This window comes from Acinetobacter sp. ANC 4558, assembly GCF_002135375.1.
In the GTDB taxonomy this organism is placed as follows: domain Bacteria; phylum Pseudomonadota; class Gammaproteobacteria; order Pseudomonadales; family Moraxellaceae; genus Acinetobacter.
In genome coordinates this window covers 167,016-191,555 of record NZ_NEGH01000001.1, presented here as the reverse complement: position 1 = coordinate 191,555, position 24,540 = coordinate 167,016, and the positions used below count along the sequence as shown (strand labels likewise).

Genomic DNA, 24,540 nt, shown 5'->3' with positions numbered 1-24,540 from the left:
TGCAATGAGTAAACAATTTCTTTTCATGTCAGTAAAAAAAACGCCCATTTTGGGCGTTTTTATTTTCTATAACTTAACGTTTATTTAAGCAATTTTCGCTTCTTTTTTTGTTTCTAGCATATGGCCAGTCTCTTCAAAATTTGCATGCCAAGCCAGTGCTTCACGAAGTAGATGTGGTGTATGTCCACCTTTTGCAGCAGCGCGATCAAAATAGTCATTTAAGGCATCGCGATAGAGTGGATGAGCACAGTTATCAATAATTGCACGAGCACGTTCACGAGGCGCTAAACCACGTAAATCTGCAAGACCTTGTTCAGTGACAAGAATATCAACATCATGTTCGGAGTGATCAATGTGAGATGCAAATGGAACGATTGAAGAAATATCACCACCTTTTGCAATAGACTTCGTGACGAAAATCGCCAAGTGCGCATTACGTGCGAAGTCACCTGAACCACCAATACCGTTCATCATTTTGGTACCACATACGTGAGTTGAGTTGACGTTACCGTAAATATCAAACTCAAGTGCTGTATTAATACCAATAATACCTAAACGACGAACAAGTTCAGGATGGTTTGAAATTTCTTGTGGGCGCAGTACAAGTTTATCTTTGTATTGCTCAAGGTTATTAAATACTTTCTCTCCGAATTTTTCAGAAAGTGTAATAGATGAACCCGATGCAAACGTCATTTTCCCTGCATCAATAAGCTCAAATGTACAATCTTGTAATACTTCAGAATACATGACTAAATCTTCGAAGCTTGAATCTTTTAGACCCGTTAATACTGCATTTGCAATAGAGCCAATACCTGCTTGTAATGGACCTAAGTTTTTAGGTAAGCGATCTTCAGCAACTTCTTTTTCAAAGAATTTGATTAAATGATTTGCGATTGCTTGAGTTTCATCATCTGGCTCAGTCACAGTAGATGGTGAGTCATGTAATTCACTATTAATTACAATGCCTGCAATTTTAGCTGGATCAATTTGAATTGCTGGTGTACCAATACGCTGATCAACTTGTGTTAATGGAATAGGTTGGCGTGTTGGGCGGTAGGTTGGAATATAAATATCGTGTAAGCCTTCGAATGCTGGGCTTAAATTGGTATTAATTTCTACAATGACTTTGTCTGCAAAAATTGCAAAGCTAGCTGAGTTACCTACGGACGTTGTTGGAATAATGCCGCCATCTTCAGTAATTGCGACTGCTTCAATAATTGCAACATGAGGTTTTTGCAACTGGTGATTACGCATTTGTTCAACAGTTTCAGATAAATGCTGATCGATGAACATCACTTCACCGTTGTTGATTGCTTTACGTAAAGTATTATCAACTTGGAATGGTAAACGACGTGCTAATACACCTGCTTCAGTCAATTGCTTGTCTAAATCATTGCCTAAAGACGCGCCTGTGATGAGTGTAATTTTAAGTGGATTTTTGTGAGCACGTTTAATTAATGCCAATGGAACAGCTTTTGCTTCGCCAGCACGTGTAAAGCCACTCATACCTACAGTCATACCATCTTCGATAAAGGCAGATGCTTCTTCTGCGCTAATTACTTTGTCATGCAAGGATGCTAAACGAATACGATCTAAAGACATTGTTTACTCTCGTGAAATTCTTGGAACTGATATGGATTGTACCGATCAAAAAAGGCATTTTGCATCCTTGTTAGGCTAAGGTCTAATTTTTTGAAAAAATGCTGCTATAATTAAAAATGATAATTCTTAACCTATTGTTTTTTAATTATAAATAAAATTAACTGGCAAGATGGTCAAATTATATGACCATCTTTTATCAGATATTAAAAGCGTTCTGTAATAGTTTGTTTAAATTTTTCAAAGCGACTCAGGGTTATCGTTTCATTTTTTTCAGTCGGATGAATGGGTAAAGAGATTGTTGCTTCTAAACCACCATCAGGCTTATTGTGTATGCTGAGTTGTCCTTGATGGATATCTACAATGCGTTTCACAATCGCTAATCCTAAGCCACTGCCTTGAATGGTTCTCGCTTCATTACCGCGTACAAAAGGCTGCATCAATTCTTCAATTTGGTGATCGGGAATTCCTGCGCCATGATCCGCAACTGAAATAATAATATGTTGGTTTTCTTCCCATGCTTTTAAGTCAATCGGTTCAGCACCATATCGTTTGGAATTATTGATTAAATTTCCAATGAGGCGCTTTAAAGAAAGGCTGCGGGCTTGAATCATAGGGAGATCTTGCGGTGTAAAACGAATATTTAGGGGCTTAAATTGAATCTCAAGTTCTTGTAGTAGGGTGTTGATATTTGTACTTTGCAGCTCTTCATCAGAACCATCTCGCATATAAGAGATAAATTGATTTAAAATCGCATCCATATCATCGACATCATAAATCAGACCTTCTTTTAGAAAGTCATCATCTGGCATCATTTCTGCACTAAGCCGAATACGTGTGAGCGGTGTGCGTAAATCATGAGAAATTCCTGCAAGCATGATTTTTCGATCTCGTTCAATTTTATCTAATGTATAAATCATGAGATTAAATGCTTGGTTAACTTGGCGAATTTCTAGTGGACCATGATTGGTTTCTAGGTAGGGTGCGGTGCCTGTTTTACTATAGCTATTTGCCGCATTTTGTAAGCGTAGTAAAGGGCGGTTTAATTGACGAACAAGCGTTAAAATAATAATAGCAGAGATAAAGGGGACACCCAATAACCAAGCTAAAATGAGTTCAGGACTGTAGTTATCATAAGTTTTTAGTGGTTCACGAATCCAATTCCCTTTCATTTCTGGTGTTTGTACCCAAATACGAGGGCTAGGCTTAAACTGGAAGTAAACAATCACATTGTCGATATTAAGCTCTTTAGCCAGTTTTTTTTCAATTTGGTTGGTAAAGAACTCTGCAATGACTTTATCTTTAACTTGAGGAAACTCATGTGGATTTGTGACATATTCAATGCCCATATGTTTTTTTAGCCAACGATCTATATTGATTTCTTTATTATTTTCAATCACTTTTAAATTTGAGTTGTTAATAATTTCAATTTCTGCAGCTAGATAACGGGCATGCTGTTGAATCTCTGGCAAATAGAGTGTTCGCCAAAAAAACCATAACGACATAAATAAGCTAAAAAATACCACAAAGAGTACAAGAACCGTGGTGCGCATGGCTGTTGAACGAGGCTTAATTTTATCTAAAAAGCGTTCCCAGCGTGTGCGTTTACTTTCTGAATATTTTACATAATCAGTAAATTCTTGGGGATCAATGGGGTCGAGTTTCACTAATTTATCCTAAAGAAAATGGCATCAGTTTTTATATTTTTATGAAGATGTTTGGGCTTGAGATTTTCATAATTTTTCATGAAAACAGTTGTGTTAATATCATTCGAGAATTTGCTTAGCTTTGATTGTATTTTATTCAGCTTTTCGCAAAATCACAGATGAGATAAGTTTATGCGCATGTGAACATACGCATAACCAAGATATTATTCAGCGCCATCTGGAACAAAAACGTAGCCTATGCCCCAAACAGTTTGAATGTAACGAGCTCGTGCTGGGTTTTCTTCAATGAGACGACGTAGGCGAGAAACTTGAACATCAATTGAACGTTCCATTGCACCCCATTCACGGCCACGTGCAAGGTTCATCAGTTTATCACGCGTAAGCGGCTCTCTCGGATGCTGAACCAGTGCCTTAAGTACAGCAAACTCACCGGTGGTTAATGTGACCACTTGACCTTCTCGCGTAAGCGTTCGTGTTGATAGATCAAGCGACCAAGGACCAAAACTCACGACTTCCATGTGTTGACTTGGTGCACCAGGAACTTCGCGGACTTGGCGACGAAGTACTGCTCGAATACGTGCTAACAATTCATTTGGATTAAATGGTTTTGGTAAATAATCATCTGCACCCGCTTCTAAGCCTGCAATACGATCAGAATCACTGCCACGTGCAGTCAACATGATCACAGGAATATCAATATTAGATTGGCGTAAACGGCGGCAAATACTTAAACCATCTTCAACTGGGAGCATAAAGTCTAAGACGATGAGTGAAAATAACTCACGTTGAAGTAAACGATCCATTTGAGTGGCATCGTGAGCGGTTTTAACAACAAAGCCTTTGTCTTCTAAAAAGCGTTGTAAAAGTGTACGTAAGCGGACATCATCATCAACAACGAGGATACGTTCGATGCGGTCAGTTTCGGCTTGTACAGCATCTGTATTTTCAGCAGGTACAACTAAACTCATGATGTGCTCCTTTATCTTTATTGTCGTTAATCGGAAATACAATTGCGATCAACTCAAAGTATACGATTGATTACTCTATTTGACTATGTTCTAAAGCAACAAATATTGCAGAAAGAATCAAGGGATAGATACTAAATATATACAGGGATAATAAAAATAAACTAGTAGAAATAGATGATTTTGGTATCAGAATGGCTATAATTTGATACTATTTTTCATAAAATAGTGGATTGGCAGGATTGTCGATCAATAATTTTCATAAAACAATTGTGGATTTTATACACTTGGTCTTTATAATCATAGCTTTTAGAATTTATTCTTGTGGAATCGAACACGATGACTGACTTAGTTCAGCAGTTGGCAAGTGAACTTGCCGCACGTCCAAACCAGGTAGAAGCAGCAATCAAGCTCATTGATGATGGTGCTAGCGTTCCATTTATTGCACGTTACCGTAAAGAAGTAACCCAAGGCTTGGATGACTCTCAATTACGTCAACTGGATACGCGTTTATCTTATTTACGCGATTTATTTGAGCGTCGTGAGAAAGTCATAGAGTCATTGAAAGAACAAAATAAATTATCTGATGATTTATTCGTACGTGTGAATGCTGCTGAAACAAAAAATGCATTAGAAGAAATTTACGCACCATATCGTCCAAAACGGACCAGTAAATCATTCAAAGCAAAAGAAGCAGGTTTAGGTCCAATTGCAGAAACAATTTTAAACCATGCAATTGACCCGACTGAGGCGCTGGTAGGATTTAGTCATGTGGACTATCCTGATGCAGAAAGTCAGCTTGATGCGATTCAACATATTTTAATTGATGAATGGGCACAAAACATTTCTTTAACTACTGAGCTGAAGGCAACATTCGCTAAAACAGCCGTGTTAAAGAGTTTGGTTGCGAGTGATGAGAAAAAAGAAGTTGGGAAAAAATTCCGCGATTATTTCGATTTTTCAGAAAACTTAAATAAAGTTGCTTCACATCGTTTATTGGCAATGTTACGTGGTCGTCAAGAAAACGTACTTGGTTTGAAAGTAGATGGTGAAGATGATAGTCCGTTAGCGCGTATTGAAACAGAATACAATTTGGCAACGATTGAACCAGAAAGTCGCCAAGAATTTTTGAAGAAAACTGCAAAATTATTTTGGCTGGGTAAAGTTCGTCCAGCAATTGAACATTCATTGTTAACTGAAAAACGTTTAAATGCAGAAACGGAAGCGATGCAAGTATTTGCCGAAAACTTGCGACATCTTTTACTTTCTGCACCTGCAGGCTCACGTTGTACATTAGGGGTAGATCCTGGTATTCGTACAGGTGTGAAACTTGCAGTTGTGAATGAGTCTGGTGATGTTGTTGCGCATAGCACCATTTATCCATTTGCGCCAAAAGATGACAAAGAAGGTTCAATTACAGAGTTAACACGTCTGTGCCGTGAATTTAATGTTGATTTAATTGCAATTGGAAATGGCACTGCAAGTCGTGAAACAGAAGCATTGATTGCTGAAATGATGACCGCAAATGCTGATTTAAATTTAACACGTGTTTCAGTTTCTGAAGCAGGAGCATCGGTTTATTCAGCATCTGAATTGGCATCCAATGAGCTACCTGAATTAGATGTTGCAATTCGTGGTGCTGTTTCAATTGCACGTCGTTTACAGGATCCATTAGCGGAGTTAGTGAAAATTGATCCTAAATCGATAGGTGTGGGTCAATATCAACATGATGTAAACCAAGCAAACTTAGCAAAAACTTTAGATGCTGTAGTTGAGGATTGTGTGAACTCTGTTGGGGTAGATGTGAATACAGCATCTGCTGCAATTTTGGGTTATATTGCAGGCTTGAACAAAGCAATTGCTCAGCAAATTGTTGAATATCGCAAAGAAAATGGTCGTTTTGACAACCGTCAAGCACTGAAAAAAGTGCCACGTTTAGGTGAGCGTACTTTTGAACAAGCTGCAGGCTTTTTACGTATTCAAGATGGTTCAGAGCCATTAGATGCATCAGCTGTTCATCCAGAGTCTTATCCATTAGTCGCTAAAATTGTTGAAGCAAAAGCAACAACTGTTAAAGATATTATTGGAAACACAGAAATTATTCGTCAGGTCAATGCTGAAGAGTTTGCAGATGAGACATTCGGTTTACCAACCATTCAAGATGTGTTGTCAGAGCTAGATAAACCAGGTCGTGATCCACGTCCTGAGTTTCGTACAGCTAAATTCCGTGAAGACATTACGGAAGTTGCTCAGTTAACTGAAGGCTTACAGCTTGAAGGCGTGATTACCAATGTGACTAATTTTGGTGCCTTTGTGGATGTAGGTGTACATCAAGATGGTTTAGTCCATATTTCTGAACTTGCGAATGAATTTGTATCTGATCCACATAAAGTGGTGAAGCCTGGTCAGATTGTTCAAGTACGTGTATTAAATGTAGATATTGAACGTAATCGTGTCAATCTATCTATGCGTCCTGAAGGTTCTGCTGCGCCAGTAAAGACTCAACGTCCACCACGCCGTGAGCAAACGAATGAGCAACGAGGTGAACGTAAGCCGCAAGCGAAACGTCCTCAACACGCACGTCCAAATGGTGAACGCCCTCAAGCGAAGAAACCGCAATCTCAAAAACCTCAAGAAAATAAAATTGGTGGTTTTGGAGCATTGTTATTACAAGCAGGGGTTAAAGGTTCTAAATAATCTTTGTCACTGAGTAAAAAAGCCTCCCTAATGGGAGGTTTTTATTTGAGGTTGTTTTAGCGTGTGGTATACCCACCATTGGCAAAAATCGTTTGTCCCGTAATCCACCAACCATCGGTCACTAAAAAGCGAACTAAAGGTTCAATGTCTTCAATTTGTGTTAGACCACCAAGTGCTGCAGCAGATTTATGGTAAGCCACAGCATCGGGTAATTCTTGACCATAGAAAAATGAGGTATCCATAGGGCCAGGGGCAACGGCAGTCACCGATATATTACGCTCACCAAACTCTTTAGATGCAGCACGTGTAAAATGCTCAACAGGTGCTTTAAGACCTGCATAGGTTGAATATAAACCTGTATATGCAGCGAGAAGACTACTCACTATGGTACAAATTTTCCCATGAGAATTTAAATATTTTCCAGCAGCTTGAATAAAGAAATAGGCAACCTTAGCGTTGATATTGCTCATCTCATCATATTCTTGTTCTGTCGTTTCTAAATAAGGCTTTTTTAATACACGCCCCACAGTATTAATCGCGATATCAACACCGCCAAATTCTTTTTTAGCCAGAATGAAAAGTTCTTCAATTTTAGCAACATCTGATAAATTAGATTGTACGAGTATTGCTTTTGCACCCATGGCTTTTACGGCATGTAGAGTGTCCTCAGCTTCTTTTTGGCTTTCATTACTATGGAAGTGGATTAGTAAGTTAGCACCTTGCTCTGCAAATTTTCGAGAGATGAGACCACCTAGATTTTTAGCACCGCCAGCAATCACAACAGTTTTTCCATTTAAATTATGTTGAGGCATTTTTTATCCTTATTTATCATTATGTAGTGGAAAATGCATCATAAAACAGTTTAATAAACTGAAATAGTCGTTAAAATGGTATAGATTGTTCCAAAAAGTTGAATAATAAATGGACAAGATTCATCAATTAAAATTATTTTGTCTCGTAGCTGAAAAACAATCTTTTTCAGAAGTCGCTTTACATTTAGGCTTGCCCCGTTCAAATGTTTCACATGCCATTAAACGCCTGGAAAAAGAATATGAAGTTTTATTGTTTTATCGGACAACACGAAAAGTAACTTTAACCAATGAAGGGCATTTGTTTTATTTAGAGGTGATGCAGTTAATTACTCAACTCAATGAATTAAATCGCTTTAAAAGCCAAGTTGGAATGAAATATGGAAAAATTAGGATAGGAGTTGCAAAAAGAATTGCAACAGCAATTTTACTACCAAACCTACAACAATATTTTCAAAAATATCCTGATGTTAAAGTCTTTCTAAATAGTCAAGATCATTATTCTCACTTAATCGAGCAGGGCTTAGATTGTGTGGTGAGGGTCGGCTCAATTCAATCAGATTTATTATTGGCAAGGCGTATAGCTCAAACGAAATTGATCACTTTGGTGTCTAATCAATATATTCAAGATCATGGCATGCCCTATAACGAAGCTCAATTAAGTGAGCATTTTATTGTTGAATATCAACCAGAAAAGAAAATGAGTCATTTAGGTTATATTTATTTTAACAATAAAAAAATTTCGATCAACTATAAAATATTGGTTGAAGACACGACATCTTATGTTAAAGCAGGAATTGCTGGTTTAGGAATGATTCAAATTCCAGAGTTTGATGCAAACGATTTAATTAAGTTTCATCACATGATTCCTATTTTAAATCATATCGAACCTTGTCTACTTCCTGTGCATATTTTAATGACGGATCGACAATATCGACCCGACTATTTAAATGATTTTATTGATTGGTTAGAGCAACTTTTAAAATCTAAAATGGATTTAAAGGAGTGGGACAATCCAGCTACAAATAATCAGCATGATTCCTAAGTGACCTAATTTACGGGTAATTTTTTCCAGTTTGGTCGGTTCTAATGCTGCTTTCGCCTGAGCTTCATTTGCATTGGAGAGTTTTTTCAATTTTTGATAGTTTAAGAAAAAACCAAGATCAATACAGATTAAAATGGTGCCAACATCGGCAACAATATCCATTAATACAAAGTCAGGTTGCTGAACAGCAGTAGAGACTTGATATAAAAGAAATAATGCAAAAGCAAAACAACAAAAACGTAGTACAAGAGCTAAAATTTGCATAAAAAGATAATACGAAGATAAAACAACCACTGTGTTATATCATAAAATTGAAAATGTCTGCGAATATTATCAATAATTAATGATCATTTAATCGATAAAACCAAAAGTGAAGTTAATCATAAAACCAAAAGTATCGAGATGATCATGACATTTTAGCGAGTTTCATTGATGTGTACTAAAATGTCGTTGATCACTTAAAGTCAATTACCAGTGTTCACCTGGGAATAAGCGAGCATATGCTTTTTGTACCCAGTTTAATTTTTGTGGTTGACCAACCGAAGCCGTTGAGCTTGGGAATAAATTATATCCAATAGACATTAATTTATTATTAATATCTGGCGCAATTGAATAGGTAATAGACGCGAGACGACCTAAGTGTGTTGCGACTTTTTTCGGGCGTCTTATGATTGCATAAGCAACTAGATCTGCTGCTTGTTCTGGGGATAATGTTGGAACATATTTATAAATTTTTGTTGGTGCAATCATTGGTGTACGGACTAAGGGCATATAGACAGAAGTGATTGCAATTTTGTGAGAGTGTACTTCTGCAGAAAGACAGCGACTAAACGCATCTAATGCTGCTTTGGAAGCAACATATGCAGAAAACCGAGTTGCATTGGCTAATACACCAATTGAACTAATATTAATAATATGCCCATCTCGACGAATCATCATTTGGGGTAAAATATTCATAATGAGACGAATTGCGCCGAAATAATTGAGTTGCATCGTTCGTTCAAAATCATGAAAACGTTCAGATGATTCATGTACTGCACGACGAATGGAGCGTCCTGCATTGTTAATTAAAATATCAATGTGATCGACAGATTCTAGAATTTGTTTTGATACCTCATCGATAGAACCCATATCATTTAAATCGCATGGGAAAATAAATGCTTGTCCACCTTTTGCTTCAATTTCTTGTTTAACTTCTTCTAATGTTTCTTGAGTTCGAGCAACGAGTAAAACTCGTGCACCTGCGTCTGCGAGTTTATGTGCGGTTGTTAAGCCAATACCACTAGATGCACCTGTGATTAAAATTGTTTTTCCATTTACTTTTTTTTGAAATTCTTTTTCGAGTTTCGCTTTCACGTTTTATGATCCCTAATAAAAATTAACTACAGTCCTAAGTCTTTACATCTTCATTTGTAAAAAATACAAATACTTTAAACGCTGTATTCAGTAATTTTTTCAAAATAAAGTTCTGAAATTAATGTGAAAAATAAAGGTTTTCTTTTTTCATATTCAGATGGACTCTAATATTATTATCATGAAAGCTACTGAATTCAAAGATGAGAAGTGTGAAAAACCCTTTCATTGCTGTAAATGAAAGGGTTTTGGGTGTTGACTGCTCAGTTTGTATTAAACTTGAGAAAGTGCTTGCTCTAAATCAGAAATTAAGTCGTCGATATGTTCGATGCCTACAGAGAGGCGTACCATATCTTTACTGACACCTGCAGCGTGGAGTTCTTCGGCATTTAATTGGCGATGTGTTGTTGTGGCTGGGTGGCAAGCTAAACTTTTTGCGTCACCAATGTTGACTAAACGAGTGAACAACTGAAGAGCATCAATGAAGCGAGTTCCGCCTTCAAGACCATCTTGTACGCCAAAAGATAGAATTCCTGAGGGTTTTCCTTTTACATATTTTTGAGCTAGGGCGTGTTCAGGATGATCTGCTAAACCTGCATAATTAACCCATTTCACTTTTGGATGTGCTTTCAAGTATTCAGCAACTTTTTGAGCATTTTCAGTATGGCGTTCGATTCGCAAGTTTAACGTTTCTAAACCTTGTAAAATTAAAAACACGCTTAACGGACTAATTGCTGCACCTGTGTTACGTAATGGGACAACACGTGCACGTGCAATATATGCAGCTGCACCTAATGCTTCAACGTAGTTCACACCATGATAACTTGGGTCTGGCGTATTAAGCACTTTAAAACGCTCTGGATATTTACCCCAAGGGAATTTCCCACTATCCACAATAATTCCACCAATGGAATTACCATGTCCACCAATATACTTCGTCAGTGAGTGAACAATAATATCGGCACCGAATTCGAAGGATTTTTGTAAGGCAGGCGTAGCAACCGTATTATCAACAACAACAGGAATACCATATTCATGGGCAATTTTTGAAATTTCTTCTAAATCAATAATATTACCCAGTGGATTACCAATGGATTCAACAAAAACTAATTTAGTTTTATCATCAATTAAATTACGTAATGATTCAGGTTTTTTATAATCAAAAAATCTGACTTCAATACCTTGTTTCGGTAAGGTATGTGCAAATAAGTTATAGGTGCCTCCATAGAGTGTTGAAACTGATGCAATATTATCGCCAGCTTCTGTAATGGTCTGAATGGCGTAGGTAATTGCAGACATTCCAGATGCAACAGCAAGCGCTCCAATACCGCCTTCTAAGGCTGCAACGCGCTGTTCGAGTACAGCTGTTGTTGGGTTCATAATTCGCGTATAAATATTACCTTGAACTTTTAAATCGAATAAATCTGCACCATGTTGTGTATTGTCAAAAGCATATGACGTTGTTTGATAGATGGGCACAGCAACTGCTTTTGTGGTTGCTTCTGGTTGATAGCCAGCATGGATAGCTAGAGTTTCATCTTTATAAGTCATGGTGCTCTTGTCTTCCTGAGTAGATTGCAATTTCAATAGCTTATCATTTGTTTATATGAAAATACGTGCATAATTTGAGGAAAATATAGTTAAATTATTCATATGGATTTCATGGAACTGAAATTATTTCATGAAAGAGTAAAACAATTGATTTCCAAGCTAAGAAATATTTGTTTTTTATACTGCATAAAACTTGTAACAATGCATTGAAGTTATCGGCTATCTCTTATTTTTTTATTGTATTCAGCGTATAATGTTTGATTATTTTTTTACCCTCTTGAGTTTGGGTATATCGGTACCCAAAATTTAGTTTTCTATTGAGGAGTCCTACGTGGCCCAATATATTTACACGATGAACCGTGTGTCTAAGATGGTTCCGCCAAAGCGCGAAATCTTAAAAGACATCTCTTTGTCATTTTTCCCAGGTGCAAAAATTGGTGTGCTTGGTTTAAACGGTGCAGGTAAATCTACTTTGCTTCGTATTATGGCGGGTGTGGATAAAGATTTCTCAGGTGAAGCACGTGCTCAACCGGGTATTAAAATTGGTTATTTAGAGCAAGAACCACCACTTGATCCTGCAAAAGATGTTCGTGGTAACGTTGAGGATGGTTTACGTGAACCACTGGATGCTTTAGCACGTTTAGATGAAGTATTTGCAGAATATGCCGCAGAAGATGCTGACTTTGATGCGCTTGCAAAAGAGCAAGAAAAGTTAGAAGCAATTATCCATGCTTGGGATGCACATAATATTACCAACCAAATGGATCAAGCTGCTGCTGCATTAAATCTTCCAGCTTGGGATGCAGATGTAACATTACTTTCTGGTGGTGAGCGTCGTCGTGTTGCACTTTGCCGTTTGTTATTATCTAAACCAGACATGCTGCTTTTAGATGAACCGACGAACCATTTAGATGCTGAATCTGTATCTTGGTTAGAACGTTTCTTAAAAGACTTCGCTGGTACAATTGTTGCGATTACGCATGACCGTTATTTCTTAGATAACGTTGCAGAGTGGATTCTAGAGCTTGACCGTGGCATGGGTATTCCTTATCAAGGAAACTATTCTTCTTGGCTTGAGCAAAAGAATGCGCGTTTAGAGCAAGAAAATAAGCAAGAAGAATCTTTTGCTAAAGCATTGAAAAAAGAACTTGAATGGGTTCGTTCAAATGCGAAAGGTCAGCAAAAGAAAAATAAAGCGCGTATGGAGCGTTTTGAAGAGCTTAACTCACGTGAATTCCAACAGCGTAATGAAACTTCCGAAATCTATATTCCACCTGGCCCACGTTTAGGGAATAAGGTGGTAGAAGTTGAAGGCATTAGTAAATCATTTGATGGTCGCTTATTGTATAAAGATTTAACTTTTACTGTTCCACCTACGGCAATTGTTGGTATCGTTGGGCCAAACGGTGCGGGTAAAACAACACTATTTCGTATGATGACAGGTGAGCAACAGCCTGATACAGGTACAATGGTGCTGGGTGAGTCTGTTAAAGTGGCTTATGTTGGACAGATTCGCGATACATTAGATAACAATAAAACAGTCTGGGAAGAAGTTTCAGGCGGTTTGGATATCTTAAGAATTGGTGAGTATGAAATCCCATCGCGTGCTTATATTGGTCGCTTTAACTTTAAAGGCCAAGATCAGCAAAAACGTGTAGGTGAGTTGTCTGGTGGTGAGCGTAACCGTTTACAACTTGCGAAAATTCTACAAATGGGTGCAAACGTCATCTTACTGGATGAGCCATCGAACGATTTGGATATTGAAACTTTACGTGCGCTTGAGGATGCAATTCTTGTATTCCCAGGTACGGTTATGGTGGTATCGCATGACCGTTGGTTCCTTGACCGTATTGCAACACACATCTTGTCATTTGAAACCGAAACACCAGAATTCTTTACGGGTAACTACGCAGAATTTGAAGAATATCGCCGTAAACGTGATGGTGATGATTTAGCAGCCAAACGCCAAAAATATCGTAAAATTGGCGCTTAAAAAATTAAAGTCAAAAAAACCAACCTTCGGGTTGGTTTTTTATTTCAGACATATCCATAGAAAATAAATTAATAGCTTATTAATGTGATGTATATCGTGAAATTATAATAATAAGATATAAGAATGAAATTGTGATAAAGCGTAGGAATGTAATTTTATTACACTATGAAGTACTGTTATATTGAAGCAACATTTTTATTTTCTGCTGTTATGAAACGTTCAAGATTATTGATTACAGTCTTGTTAAGTTTATTTGTTTTCCAAAGTACTTGGAATTTGGCAGCAGCATATTGTATTCATGAAGCGACAGATGAGCTATCTATCAGTCATTTTGGTCATCATTTAGATTATAACAATGAAGTCAAATCAGTAGATTCTTCTTCGAAATTGACGAAATATTTAAGTCAAATTTCGGAAGCTGAACATGATGATCATTTACCCACAGTAGCCTATATATTTCAATCGAGCTCAGAACAGCTTGAACCTGAAAGAGTTGCACAGGATGTACAAACATCTTTTGTTGATTTAAAAAATCTTTATCAATCTCCTGATTTAAACTTACCAAAACCACCTCCTTCTTTTACCTCGCTATAGGTGGGGTAGCCAAAATAAAACCTACCACTTTATTTTAAATTAAGTGGAATGTTCCTATGTTAAAAATGATGTTAAGTCCTCAGGCTTGGCAAAAAAAAGCCATATCTCAAACAAAGCAGATCTCTAAAGTAAGTATTGCCTTTTGTGTGAGTATTGTTCTATCTATGCATGGCTATACGAAAGAAGTTACGCATCGTAAAGCTGAGTCTTTATCGTTAGAAACGCTCATCGAGAAAATTCGTCAATATCAAGCAACGCAAGGTCTTTGGGTTGCTCAGCAGAACATTGCAGATGCAAATATCAAAAATAGCCAGCTTTGGCAAAATCCGAGTTTGAATATAGATCGAGCTGGGTTTAAAAGTGATCAAGATGAAGAGTGGGTTGTTGGTATTTCTCAGCCATTAGATATTTTTGGGCAGAGAAAAGTGACGAAAAATGTTGCAAATATTGCGAAGGAGCAGGTGCAGCTGAAGCAGAAAAATTATGATGTGCAGTTACAAATTATTGTGAAACATTTATGGTCACAAATTATTCTCTCTAAAGTTGAAAGTACTTTATTAAAAGAGCAATTGGCAGTGAGTCAAGACAGCTTACAGGCTGCTGAAAAAAGATTTCAAGCAGGAAGTATTGCGCAAGTTGATGTTGATCGTGTGAGGTTGACTCATCTTGAAAATGTAAAATTACTTGAAGATGTAAATTTACGCTTAGAGATTGAAGAGCAACAATTAGCGAACCTTTCTGGGCAAACTGCAAGTAATGTGATTTTAAATCAAGATGTGCAGTCACTTTGGCCAGAACAAACATTCGAGATTGTAAATCAAAATTTGCAAGCAAATCTTCAAGAGAAATTATTGCAAGTTCAAATTCTTGAAGCACAAGCTAATTTGACATTATTAGATGCTCAGCGACGTCCAAACCCGACGGTTAATGTCAGTATAAAACAGACTAAAAAGCCTAATAATGATCAGGATCAACAATTAACTTTAGGGGTTAGTATTCCAGTATCTATTTTTAATCGTCAGCAACATCGTATGGAAATTGCCAAAGCTAAAGTCAATGTATTGGATAAGCAGCAGCAATTTTATAGAAAGCAAAATCAGTTAGAAGTCCAGACCAAACTGACTGAGCTCAAAGGCTTAAAAAAGCAATTTAATTTAATTACAACACAGCAAGTCCCGCTTGCATTGAATATTCAACAGCGCACGTTACAAGGATTTAAGGCTGGAAAACTGAATGTCATGGATATTCAACAAGCGACTTTGCAATTGCATGGAGCACGATTGCAAGTGGTGCAAATGTTAAAAATGGCATGGCAAAAATCGATTGAAGTTGAAAGTTTAAGTCTAGGTATAGAGCCAAGTAAACTCATGGCAGCAGATGCATTAAATCAGCTAAATCAAGATTTGGTTCAAGATACAAATGCTTTGGCAATTATTGGTGTGGATAATTAAGAGAACAATATGAAAAATCAATTTGGAAAAATTTCACAACCCGTCTTAATTATCGGTGCATTAATCATTACCGCTTTGGTCGCAATTACATTTTGGTTGATGCAATCAGGTCATTCGGATGAGCATAAGCATGAAGAAAATGAGAAAACACCTGCTTCAGGTGAAAGTTCTGAAGTACATGGAGAGGAAGAATCCGTTCAACTGACGCCTAAACAAATCACTGAACAAGGAATTAAAGTCAGCAAAGTTGAAATTGGCTTAATTGAGCAGCTTATTAGCTACCCCGCAAAGTTGATGGCCAATACAGATCAGCAAGCACATGTTTCAGCTGGGTATAGTGGACAGGTGAAACATGTTTATGTTGAGTTAGGGCAACAGGTCAAAAAAGGTCAAGCATTAGCAACTTTATTGGTACCTGATCTGGTCGATCAACAAGCACAATTAAAAATTGCACAAACCAATTTAAATTTAGCGCGTCAAGATTTCGAGCGAGAACGTGATTTATGGACGCAAGGAATATCGGCTAAACAAGATTATCAACGAGCATCTAATGCTTATCAACAGGCTCAGGTGCAAGTACAAGCGGCGCGTTCGCGTTTATCTGCACTCGGGGGAAGTACAGACATTAATGGTCAATATACTTTAAAAGCGCCTATTTCGGGAGTAATTAGTGAGAAAGATATTGTTATTGGTGAGTATGTACAGTTGGCAACTCAATTGTTTGTCATTGATCAGATAGATCAATTATGGCTTGAGTTTATTGTGCCGAATATTGATATTGCTTTTTTACAACCCAATCAGAAAGTTCAGTTTAAATCCTTACAAACAGGACAAATGTATCAAGCACAGATTATGAATTTGAACTCAACAGCAGACATCCAAACGGGACGTTTGCAAGTGCGAGCAAAGGTTTTAGATCGAAATCCAGAATTGCGCCCAAATTTAATGGTGAGTTTACAGTTAGAGCAGAATAAGCAAACACAAGTTCGTCGTATTGAAAAAAATGCTGTTCAGCGTGTGGATGAGAAGGATATTGTTTTTGTTCCAAGTCAACATGGAGACAAGATTGAATTTAGTACGCAACCCGTTCAGCTGGGTTCGGTTTCATCTGATGGGAAGTGGATTGAAATATTGAGTGGTCTGAATTTAGGTCAAACTTATGTTAGCCAAGGAAGCTTCCTTTTAAAATCTGAGTTAGAGAAAGGGGAGGCCGATCATGAGCATTGATGATCAAAAGAAGACCGCTGTATCTTCAGGAGATGATCTACCTCCAGCGACCGGATTATTTGATCGGATTATTCAATTCTCTATTCGTAATGCAATTTGGGTCATGTTATTTGTTATCGCATGGATTGCAGTAGGGATTTATAGTTATCAAAAATTACCGATCGATGCAGTGCCAGACATTACCAATGTGCAAGTTCAGGTTAATAGTCAGGCCAATGGTTTCACTGCATTAGAGGTAGAGCAACGAATAACTTATCCCATTGAAACGGCAATGGCAGGTATTCCGAACCTAGAGCAAACACGCTCAGTATCTCGTTATGGATTATCTCAAGTCACGATAGTTTTTAAAGATGGTACAGATATTTATTGGGCTAGACAGCAAATTAACCAACGTTTGCAAGAAGCTCGTGCTGAATTGCCTGTTAATATTTCTCCATCTATGTCACCTGTTTCGACAGGGTTGGGTGAAATTTATCAATGGGTCGTCAAGGCTGATCCTAATGCTAAAAAAGCAGATGGAAGCTCCTATGAGCCAATGGATTTACGTGAAATACAAGATTGGATTATTCGACCACAACTACAACAAGTTAAAGGTATTGCCGAAGTTAATAGTATTGGCGGTTTTAATAAAACGTATATTGTTGAACCTGATTTAAATCGATTACAGCAATTACAAATCCCATTGGCTGAATTGCAGCGCATTTTACAAGACAATAATGACAATAGAGGTGCTGGATATATTGAAGAAAATGGACAGCAATTTACGGTTCGAGTTCCAGGAACTTTAAATACGATAAGTGATATTGAGAATATCAGTATCAGTACAAAACAAGGCTACCCAATTCGTGTAAGAGACATTGCAAAGGTATCTATTGGGCACGATTTAAGGACGGGTGCTGCAACCTATAATGGCGCTGAAACTGTGTTAGGTATTGCCATGATGGCAATGGGTGAAAATAGTCGAACTGTTGCAAAAGCGGTTGATGAAAAAATCAAGCTTATTCAGCAATCATTGCCAAAAGGGATCCAAATAGAAACAGTATATGATCGAACAGCATTAGTCGATCGGGCGATTCATACGGTACAAAAGAATCTAATCGAAGGTGCTGTTTTAGTTATTGTCATTTTATTTTTATTTCTTGGTAATTTCCGTGCGGCATTAATTGTAGCCTGTGTGATTCCACTTTCAATGCTATTTACCTTAACAGGCATGGCAGAAAAAAATATTAGTGCCAATTTAATGAGTTTAGGCGCACTCGACTTTGGAATTATTGTTGATGGTGCAGTCGTTATTGTTGAAAACTGCATACGACGGTTAGCCGAAGCACAACATGCAAAAGGGCGATTATTGTCTAGAGCTGAGCGATTTAAAGAAGTATTTTTAGCGGCTCAACAAGCGAGACGACCACTCATTTTTGGACAACTCATTATTTTAGTGGTGTATTTTCCAATTTTTGCATTATCTGGTGTGGAAGCAAAGCTATTTCATCCAATGGCATTGACTGTAGTTTTTGCATTAATTGGCGCAATTATTTTATCGATTACTTTTGTACCCGCTGCAGTTGCCATGTTTGTCACTGGAAAGGTGCAAGAAAAAGAAACTCGGTGGATGCATTGGCTAAAGCAAAAGTATGAGTTTATTTTAAATACTGCATATACTTATAAATATTTTGTGGTGACTTTAGCTGTGTGTATTTTGCTACTAACAGCAATGATCTCTACCAAAGTTGGAAGTGAGTTTTCTCCTCAGCTCAGTGAGGGCGATTTCGCAGTACAGCAATTGCGTTCACCAAGTACAGGTTTAGAACAATCATTACGTATGCAAGAAACCACAGAGAAATTATTATTAAAAGAGTTTCCAGAAATTAAAGCGATTTTCGCTCGTACAGGCACTGCTGAAATTGCGACTGATGTTATGCCACCGAATATTTCTGATGGCATTATTTTATTAAAATCGCAAAAAGAATGGACGAACTCAAAAGAAAATATCGATCAATTACGACAGCGGATGCAAATATTTTTGGAAACATTACCTGGAAATAATAGCGAATTTTCTCAGCCAATAGAACTTCGTTTTAATGAACTTATTTCTGGAATTCGAAGTGATGTTGGCGTGAAAATTTTTGGTGATGACATGGAGATACTCAACCAAGAAGCTGAAAAAATTGCGAAGCACGTCCAATCCATTTCAGGTGCAACAGCTGTAAAAGTAGAACAAACCAGTGGTTTACCTTTATTAAATGTTGATATTGATAAAAATTTAGCAGCACAATATGGGTTATCTGTGAAAGAAGTCCAAGATTTAGTGGCAACCAGTATAGGTGGTCAAGAGGTGGGGCAAATATTACAAGGTGATCGACGTTTTGATTTTGTGATTCGATTAAGTGATGAACAAAGAACAGCACATCAATTGGCGAAATTACCTTTGCAATTACCAAATGGTGGGTTGATTCAATTGGATGATATTGCAAAAGTTGAAAGCATATTGGGTTTAAATCAAGTCAGTCGCGAGAATGGTAAGCGCCGTGTGGTGATTACCGCCAATGTTGAAGGACGTGATTTAGGATCTTTTGTACAAGAGTTACAGAATACTTTAGCAAAACAACCTTTGCCTGCAGGTTATTGGCTAGCCTATGGTGGGCAATTTGAAAACTTAAACTCAGCAAAAGAGCGCATGACAATTGTAGTGCCACTTGCATTGTTAACCATTTTTATTTTATTAATGGCTGTGTTTCATAACTTTAAAGAAAGCTTGTTGGTCTTTACAGGTGTTCCTTTCGCGCTTTCAGGTGGATTGGTTGCATTGTGGTTAAGAGATATTCCACTTTCGATGTCGGCAGGCGTGGGATTTATTGCACTGTCTGGTGTTGCTGTACTGAATGGATTGGTGATGCTGACATTTATTAAGGAGTTACGAGAAACTCTTGATATTCATATCGCAACATGGCATGGAGCCATTCTACGGTTACGTCCAGTATTAATGACGGCATGTGTGGCTTCATTTGGTTTCATTCCAATGGCTATTGCAACAGGTACAGGTGCAGAAGTACAACGCCCATTAGCTACGGTGGTTATTGGGGGAATTATTTCTTCGACATTATTAACACTCATTGTATTGCCTGTTATTTATCGATGGATGAATGAACACAACGATAGTCAATAAATTAAGTTTAAATGAAGGTAATCTTGAAAAAGATTACCTTTTTGATGGGGGGAGGTGAAAAGCTCCTCATCGTGTATTCAATATTTATGCGTGTTTAAAAAATAATGCTTTGTTGGTGAGTATTGAGAGTTATTTTTATGAATATTCTATTGTTTTTCTCACATCAGGATTGAGGCTGATGTGAGAAGAAAGGTGAATTATATTTCCCACTCATGATGACATTCACGGCATTTCCATTTTTTTTGTGATTGCATGAATGATTGCATTGAAATTTTAAAATCAGGTAAATCACGATAGAACATAAAACCTGCAATAACACAAAGTATAAAAACAACTACAGTTGAAATTTGTAGTATTGAGCCTGCACCATTGCCAAAAAGCCACATCGCAATACTGATAGAAACAAGAAGAAGTAAGATTAAAACAGCAGGTATAAGGAAAACTAGGCTTTTAGGAACAACAGGACGTGCTGATACATTACCTGATTGAGAAACTGGCATGATTTTAGGGCTTTGACATTTTGGGCAACGATACTGCATTGCAACTCCATAGTTTTCATTTATGCGTTATTTTAAGCAAAAATATAAGAGAAAGCCAAAATTCAAGCAAAATATATTTGTTATCGAATTTTAGGCAATAAAAAACCCAAGTAATCATACTTGGGTTTTTTACAAGATATTTCTATCTTAAATTTGGCGTCCCTACGGGGATTCGAACCCCGGTTACCGCCGTGAAAGGGCGATGTCCTAGGCCTCTAGACGATAGGGACTTATCGAGGCAACTAGATTAGGTTTTTCAACCGTCTCTCTGTATGGGCGCTATATTAGGGATATAACGCTCATACGTCAACAAAAAAATAGCTTAAGCTTCATCAACTGAATCATTTTTCGGCAATTTCAAGCTTTCATTGAGTTTTTCCCATGTTTTTGCTTCTTTTTTGCTCGGACCACCTACAATTTCAAGTGCATGACGTAAACGAGCGAAGGTTAGGTCTGGACCAAGCGTGACCATCGATTGCATTACAGGGGTTGAACTTGTAGAGCCAGCAATCGCGATAAAGAATGTAGGCATAAAGTCACGTAACTTAATGTCCATTTGGGTTGCTAGATCCATAAGCACTTTGCTAACGGTATCATTATTCCAAGTAAACATACTCTCTAAGCGCCAAATTGCAAATTGCAAACTTTGACGAACTTGTTCTTCAGTCAGCTTTTTACTTTCAAATTGCTCTTTGCTAAGAGTTGGGAATTGATTGAAGTAAAAACCAGCCCAATTGACCGCTTCCGATAAAAGATTAATACGTGGTTGAATTGCCGCAGCGATATCTTCTAAAGTTTGACGATCAGATTTCCAATTTAATAAGCGATCTAATAACTGAGCAGGTGTTAAGCCTTTAATCCATTGACCATTTAACCAATTCAGCTTATCTACATCAAAAATTGGTCCACCAAGTGAAACACGTTGAATATCAAAATTTTCAATCATTTCAGCTAAAGTGAATTTTTCACGTTCATCTGGCATTGACCACCCCATACGACCCAAATAGTTCAGCAATGCTTCAGGAAGTACACCAATATTTTTATAATAATTAATTGATGTTGGGTTTTTGCGTTTAGACAGCTTAGATTTATCCGGATTACGGAGTAAGGGCATATGACATATTTCAGGCATTTTCCAACCAAAGTACTGATACAATAATTGGTGTTTTGGTGCTGATGGAATCCACTCTTCACCACGCATGACATGGGTGATTTCCATTAAATGGTCATCTACCACATTCGCTAGATGATAGGTAGGTAAACCATCTGTTTTTAATAGAATTTGCATATCAACTTGTGCCCATGGAATTTCAACTTCGCCACGAAGCATATCGTTAAACTTACACGATCCTTCAGTTGGAACTTTCATTCGAATGACGTGTGGTTCACCTGCGGCCAAACGTTGCTTAACTTCTTCTTGAGATAAATTCAAACCACGACCGTCATAACGAGGTGTTTCGCCACGAGCTTGCTGTGCTGCACGCATTTGATCAAGTTCTTCGCTTGAAGCAAAACAGTAAAATGCATGACCTTTTTCAACTAAATCTAAAGCATATTGTTTATAGATTCCCATACGTTCAGATTGACGATAGGGTGCATGTGGACCACCAATATCTGGACCTTCAGACCAATTAAGACCTAGCCAGCGTAGCGAATCCAAAATCATTTTTTCAGATTCAGGTGTTGAGCGCACTTGATCTGTGTCTTCAATACGAAGAATAAACTCTCCGCCATGTTGTCTTGCAAAACATAAATTAAATAATGCGATATAAGCCGTTCCTACATGAGGAAAGCCAGTCGGTGAAGGTGCGATACGAGTACGAACAGTCATAACTGAGTTTTATTCAAAATGTAAATTAAATCTATTATAGCGAAAAGCCTCATTATATTCTGCTTAATTCACTAGAATATGCTGAGGCTTTTCGTTACTCATTTATAAAATCAGAGAGATTATGATTTAAAATGAATTATGATCCAGTTTGAATAAAAATGGATTGAATAAATTTACTAAACTGTTGATTCTGATAGGCAAAAAAATTCTGTGTCGGTACAGGGCTCAAAGATTTAATGACTTTAGAATTTTGAGTATTAGAAAAATTACTTTTAATTTTTTTCTCATGTGCAGCTCTATCTAACAAAGAGCTTTTTGTTACAGGCGTAATATTTTCTGTATTAACAGGATTAATACCCGCAGTATGTCCAACTTGTGAAGCTACTATTATACATAGTGCAGATAATGCTTTTAATTTCATTTATGCTCCCCTAAGTTGATGTGATCTTTTATCTATCACAAAGTAATTTAGTTACAGTTTTTTATATTATGGTTAACATTCAAACACAAAGTGTTAGCCAAAGTAAGATATATATCACATTATTTACTAAACTATAACATTATTTTACGCAATAATATATCTTTTTTTTACTTGTGTGATTAATTTTTATTTATTTATTATAAATGCGTCTTAATTTACATTAAATGAGGTTGATAGCGTGACAAAATGAGCGATTATATCGATATTAGGGTTTAAAAAATAAGCAATGATTTTCTCTTCTTATATCAAGTTGCCTCTTTAGAATGCTTAATTTAATGTAACAATCTACTATATATTAAAAATTATATATTTTCATTTAAAAACAATATGTTGTATTGAATTCTACATTTCCTTAAAAAAGTATTTTTATTGCACTTTTTATCTATATTTCATATATTGGAGTGATTAAAGTTAATTCGATATTTAATTATGAAAATGCCTATTAAAGCACTTATAAGTAGCTTTTTGCTTGCTGCGAGTGTCGGTTTTACTGCGACTGCTCAAGCAGAAGAACGTCAATTTTTAAATGTTTCTTATGATGCTACTCGTGAGTTTTATGATGAGTTTAATAAATCATTTGGTACATGGTGGACTTCTAAAACAGGTCAAAAGGTTAATTTTAAACAATCCCATGGTGGCTCAGGTAAACAAGCCCGCGCTGTTGTAGATGGTTTAAAAGCAGATGTGGTGACTTTAGCTTTAGCCAATGATATTGAAGAAATTGTAAAATCAGGTCAAATTCAACCAGATTGGCAGAAAGAATTTCCATATAATTCAGCTCCATATACATCAACAATTGTATTTATGGTGCGCAAAGGAAATCCAAAACAGATTAAAGATTGGCCAGATTTGATTAAACCAGGTGTTGAAATCATTACACCAAACCCAAAAACAGGCGGATTACCACGTTGGGTGTATCTATCTGCTTGGGGATATGAGCTAAAACAGCCTGGTGGTAATGATGCGAAAGCAAAAGAGTTTGTGAGTAAACTTTATCATAATGTTAAAGTTATGGATTCTGCTGCACGAGCATCTATGACAACATTTGCAGAACGTGGCATTGGGGATGTATTGCTTACTTGGGAAAATGAAGCCTTAGTAACTCAAAAAGCATTAGGAAAAGATAAATTTGATATTATTTATCCATCAGTCTCAATTTTAACTGAACCTTCTGTGGCAATTGTAGATAAAACAGTCGAGAAGGATGGTAATAAGTGGTTAGCAACGGCATATATTAATTATATGTATTCACCACTAGGACAAAATATGGTGGCAAAGCATTATTATCGCCCGCGTAATGAAGCTGTTTTAGCAAAATATAGAAATCAATTTCCAGTATTAAAAACTTTTACAATTGATGAAGTATTTGGTGGTTGGCCAAATGCACAGAAAACACACTTTGCAAATGGTGCTATTTTTGATCAAATTTATAGTACAAAACGCTAAAATATATTAAATATGTTCATTAAAAAGCCTCAGATCTGAGGCTTTTTTAACAAATGATTAAAAGAAAACGGTTTTCTCAATAAAAATTAATATTTACGAACAAAAAGTCATTTGGAGCTTTATTAAAAC

18 protein-coding genes and 1 tRNA gene are annotated in these 24,540 nt (G+C 36.9%); 8 read left to right on the top strand and 11 right to left on the bottom strand.

Annotated features, from left to right (window positions below; all coding sequences use genetic code 11):
• Window positions 1–84: 84 nt before the first annotated feature.
• From B9T31_RS00950 to ompR, 3 genes are all read right to left on the bottom strand, one after another.
• Window positions 85–1,602 carry an acetyl-CoA hydrolase/transferase family protein gene (locus B9T31_RS00950; protein WP_086180093.1) on the bottom strand — a complete coding sequence of 506 codons (1,518 nt, stop codon included), beginning with the start codon at window positions 1,600–1,602 and terminating at the stop codon, window positions 85–87.
• A 203-nt stretch (window positions 1,603–1,805) separates the two neighbouring features.
• On the bottom strand, window positions 1,806–3,266 hold the full coding sequence (locus B9T31_RS00945) for an ATP-binding protein (RefSeq protein WP_086180092.1): 1,461 nt from the start codon (window positions 3,264–3,266) through the stop codon (window positions 1,806–1,808).
• 203 nt (window positions 3,267–3,469) lie between these two features.
• Window positions 3,470–4,234, bottom strand: coding sequence for a two-component system response regulator OmpR (gene ompR / locus B9T31_RS00940; RefSeq protein ID WP_086180091.1), 765 nt, complete (start codon window positions 4,232–4,234; stop codon window positions 3,470–3,472).
• Window positions 4,235–4,570: 336 nt separating this feature from the next.
• Here ompR and B9T31_RS00935 point away from each other — a divergent pair, with 336 nt between their 5' ends.
• On the top strand, window positions 4,571–6,928 hold the full coding sequence (locus tag B9T31_RS00935; RefSeq protein WP_086180090.1) for a Tex family protein: 2,358 nt from the start codon (window positions 4,571–4,573) through the stop codon (window positions 6,926–6,928).
• A gap of 56 nt (window positions 6,929–6,984) precedes the next feature.
• Here the strand turns inward: B9T31_RS00935 and B9T31_RS00930 are convergent, their stop codons facing one another.
• Window positions 6,985–7,740 (bottom strand): SDR family oxidoreductase, encoded by a 756-nt coding sequence (locus B9T31_RS00930; protein WP_086180089.1) that lies wholly within the window; start codon window positions 7,738–7,740, stop codon window positions 6,985–6,987.
• Window positions 7,741–7,849: 109 nt separating this feature from the next.
• Between B9T31_RS00930 and B9T31_RS00925 the strand changes: the two genes are divergently transcribed.
• Entirely contained in the window at window positions 7,850–8,782 is a 933-nt protein-coding gene (locus B9T31_RS00925; protein WP_086180088.1) for a LysR family transcriptional regulator, read from the top strand.
• Here the strand turns inward: B9T31_RS00925 and B9T31_RS00920 are convergent.
• The 3 genes from B9T31_RS00920 to B9T31_RS00910 form a co-directional block, all read right to left on the bottom strand.
• Window positions 8,735–9,046: a hypothetical protein gene (locus B9T31_RS00920; RefSeq protein WP_086180375.1), complete on the bottom strand. Its 312-nt coding sequence runs from the start codon at window positions 9,044–9,046 to the stop codon at window positions 8,735–8,737. The genes B9T31_RS00925 and B9T31_RS00920 overlap by 48 nt on opposite strands.
• Before the next feature lie 204 nt (window positions 9,047–9,250).
• The gene (locus tag B9T31_RS00915; protein ID WP_086180087.1) at window positions 9,251–10,138 is read right to left on the bottom strand and encodes an SDR family NAD(P)-dependent oxidoreductase; all 888 of its coding nucleotides are present in this window, start codon (window positions 10,136–10,138) and stop codon (window positions 9,251–9,253) included.
• A 270-nt stretch (window positions 10,139–10,408) separates the two neighbouring features.
• Entirely contained in the window at window positions 10,409–11,686 is a 1,278-nt protein-coding gene (locus B9T31_RS00910; RefSeq protein ID WP_086180086.1) for an O-acetylhomoserine aminocarboxypropyltransferase/cysteine synthase family protein, read from the bottom strand.
• A gap of 331 nt (window positions 11,687–12,017) precedes the next feature.
• Here B9T31_RS00910 and ettA point away from each other — a divergent pair, with 331 nt between their 5' ends.
• From ettA to B9T31_RS00885, 5 genes are all read left to right on the top strand, one after another.
• A complete protein-coding gene (gene ettA / locus B9T31_RS00905; protein ID WP_086180085.1) occupies window positions 12,018–13,679 on the top strand; it encodes an energy-dependent translational throttle protein EttA in 1,662 nt (553 codons plus the stop codon).
• 165 nt (window positions 13,680–13,844) lie between these two features.
• Window positions 13,845–14,273 carry a cation efflux protein, CzcI-like gene (locus B9T31_RS00900; RefSeq protein ID WP_086180084.1) on the top strand — a complete coding sequence of 143 codons (429 nt, stop codon included), beginning with the start codon at window positions 13,845–13,847 and terminating at the stop codon, window positions 14,271–14,273.
• Window positions 14,274–14,329: 56 nt separating this feature from the next.
• Window positions 14,330–15,724: a TolC family protein gene (locus B9T31_RS00895; protein WP_086180083.1), complete on the top strand. Its 1,395-nt coding sequence runs from the start codon at window positions 14,330–14,332 to the stop codon at window positions 15,722–15,724.
• A 9-nt stretch (window positions 15,725–15,733) separates the two neighbouring features.
• Window positions 15,734–16,951 carry an efflux RND transporter periplasmic adaptor subunit gene (locus tag B9T31_RS00890; RefSeq protein WP_086180082.1) on the top strand — a complete coding sequence of 406 codons (1,218 nt, stop codon included), beginning with the start codon at window positions 15,734–15,736 and terminating at the stop codon, window positions 16,949–16,951.
• Window positions 16,941–20,114 (top strand): efflux RND transporter permease subunit, encoded by a 3,174-nt coding sequence (locus B9T31_RS00885; RefSeq protein ID WP_086180081.1) that lies wholly within the window; start codon window positions 16,941–16,943, stop codon window positions 20,112–20,114. Before B9T31_RS00890 ends, B9T31_RS00885 begins: the two co-directional genes overlap by 11 nt.
• Before the next feature lie 197 nt (window positions 20,115–20,311).
• Here B9T31_RS00885 and B9T31_RS00880 read toward each other — a convergent pair whose 3' ends face one another.
• The 4 genes from B9T31_RS00880 to B9T31_RS00865 all read right to left on the bottom strand — a co-directional run bounded on the left by B9T31_RS00880 (window position 20,312) and on the right by B9T31_RS00865 (window position 22,905).
• The gene (locus B9T31_RS00880) at window positions 20,312–20,653 is read right to left on the bottom strand and encodes a hypothetical protein (protein ID WP_086180080.1); all 342 of its coding nucleotides are present in this window, start codon (window positions 20,651–20,653) and stop codon (window positions 20,312–20,314) included.
• Window positions 20,654–20,807: 154 nt separating this feature from the next.
• Window positions 20,808–20,883, bottom strand: a tRNA-Glu gene (locus B9T31_RS00875).
• A gap of 92 nt (window positions 20,884–20,975) precedes the next feature.
• Window positions 20,976–22,484, bottom strand: coding sequence for a glutamate--tRNA ligase (gene gltX, locus B9T31_RS00870; RefSeq protein ID WP_086180079.1), 1,509 nt, complete (start codon window positions 22,482–22,484; stop codon window positions 20,976–20,978).
• A gap of 136 nt (window positions 22,485–22,620) precedes the next feature.
• Window positions 22,621–22,905, bottom strand: coding sequence for a hypothetical protein (locus tag B9T31_RS00865; protein ID WP_086180078.1), 285 nt, complete (start codon window positions 22,903–22,905; stop codon window positions 22,621–22,623).
• Between the two features lie 495 nt (window positions 22,906–23,400).
• Here B9T31_RS00865 and B9T31_RS00860 point away from each other — a divergent pair, with 495 nt between their 5' ends.
• Entirely contained in the window at window positions 23,401–24,411 is a 1,011-nt protein-coding gene (locus B9T31_RS00860) for a sulfate ABC transporter substrate-binding protein (protein WP_416202507.1), read from the top strand.
• Window positions 24,412–24,540: the final 129 nt, after the last annotated feature.